The sequence below is a fragment of the Bartonella sp. MM97QHHN genome (assembly GCF_042194285.1).
Taxonomy (GTDB): domain Bacteria; phylum Pseudomonadota; class Alphaproteobacteria; order Rhizobiales; family Rhizobiaceae; genus Bartonella.
On record NZ_JBHIMS010000042.1, the window covers coordinates 1 to 1,750 of the forward strand.

At 37.9% G+C, this 1,750-nt stretch carries 1 protein-coding gene and 2 pseudogenes; all 3 read left to right on the forward strand.

Annotation, left to right across the window (positions count from 1 at the left end; genetic code table 11):
- Positions 1-445 (forward strand): annotated as a pseudogene (locus tag ACFIJW_RS02145) (hypothetical protein); the annotation flags it as partial.
- Positions 446-887: 442 nt separating this feature from the next.
- Positions 888-1,682, forward strand: coding sequence for an ERF family protein (locus ACFIJW_RS02150; protein ID WP_375612641.1), 795 nt, complete (start codon positions 888-890; stop codon positions 1,680-1,682).
- 1 nt (position 1,683) lies between these two features.
- Positions 1,684-1,750: pseudogene (locus ACFIJW_RS02155) on the forward strand (exonuclease); the annotation flags it as partial.

Consider the following 1,750-nt stretch of genomic DNA (forward strand, 5'->3'; position numbering starts at 1 on the left):
AGAGGCTATCATTATGGAAAAGAAATATGAACTTACTGATGAAACAATCGAAGTTGGGGGCAAAACTCTCCACCGCATTCGTGCATTGAGAAGCTTCGGAAAAATCAAGAAAGGTGACCTAGGCGGCTTTATAGAAGGTGAGAGCAACTTAAGTCATGAAGGAGACTGTTGGGTTTATAATGATGCCATGGTTTATAGCGGTGCAAAAGTTTACAACAATGCCAAGGTATTTGATAACTCAAAAGTTTGTTATTTTGCAAATATTTATGAAAATGCAACAATTCATCATAACGCAAAAATATATGGTGGTCGTATTTTTGGAAAAGCACATGTTTACGAAAATGCAAGTGTTCATTGCAATGCAGAAGTGTATGGTAACGCACACATTTACGGAGATTCAGAGGTTCGTGGAGGCAGTATTATCACAACGAGCGAGAGAAGATAATTATTATGTATAGATATGAAATTAAACCTACTTTGTGTTCGCAGTTAGTTGTGAGAAATACCCACAATCCAGGTGAACTTTGTATAACGATCTCTGGAGATAAGGGCGAGCCCTATGTAGATACCATAATCTCTAAAGACAAAATAGATGCCTTCTTAAGTGAAGAGAATATCGTGCCAATGGAACTCATAGGATCGCAATGCTTTGCATTTTCATACGAATTCAGACCGTTTGCATGCACTAGATTTGAAATGATACCACCCAATTCAGATGAATCTTTCTTGTTGACGCTATATTCTGATCATTGTGCATATATAAAACGCATTCCAATTGATCGGATTGTACAACCTGTAAAGACAAAACTCTAACACCCCAAAACCAGCCTTTTAACACAAGCGTGATTCACGCCACAGGTGAATTGCGCGCAATGTAGGAAATCAAGATGAGTGAACAAAACACTAACCTAATAGAAATTGAAGAAACACATCATGTAGCCGTCGAACAAACTGTCATGGAACGTATTTTAAATAAAGCCTTAGACAGTGACGTCGATATGGATCGCTTAGAGCGTCTTCTTGATTTAAGAGAACAAGAGATAAAACGACAAGAGCGCCAAAATTTTGTCCGTGATCTTTCGGCTGTGCAAATGGCATATAAAAATATCGAACAAAACGCCATTAATAACCATACAAACAGCAAATACGCTACACTTGATCAGTACATTGATGCTGTAAAGAAAGGGCTTGCAACATACAAATTTGCTTTGTTTTATCGTATTAAAAATCAAACAGAAAAAAACGTTACCATAGAAATAACTCTGTCTCATCCTTCAGACAATCAAATCTCAACAGAAGGAACATTTCCAATTGACAGTACAGGCTCTAAAAATAGCATACAATCACTTGGTTCCACACTTACCTACGCACGAAGATACCTATTAGGCATGCTTCTTAATTTAGCAAGTAAAGAAGACGATACAGATGGAAACCCGCCTATTAAAAAGGCTTTTCCACAACAGATCAATGAAATCAGAAGACTTGTCGTACAAACCCAAACAGAAGAAGAAAAAATACTTGCTTATGTCAACGTCAAAAAGCTCGACGATATGTCTGAAGGACAAGCACAAACGGTATTACATCTTTTGAAAGATAAACAAAACAGGCAAAAGGCAGAAACAGATTCTACTATACAAGATGCCGATATAGCAACGCCACAAGAGCAACAAACGGCGGTGTGAGATGGAACAAAGAACAGCAGAATGGTTTCAAGCGCGCTTGGGTAAAGTCACCGCATCAAACATTTACA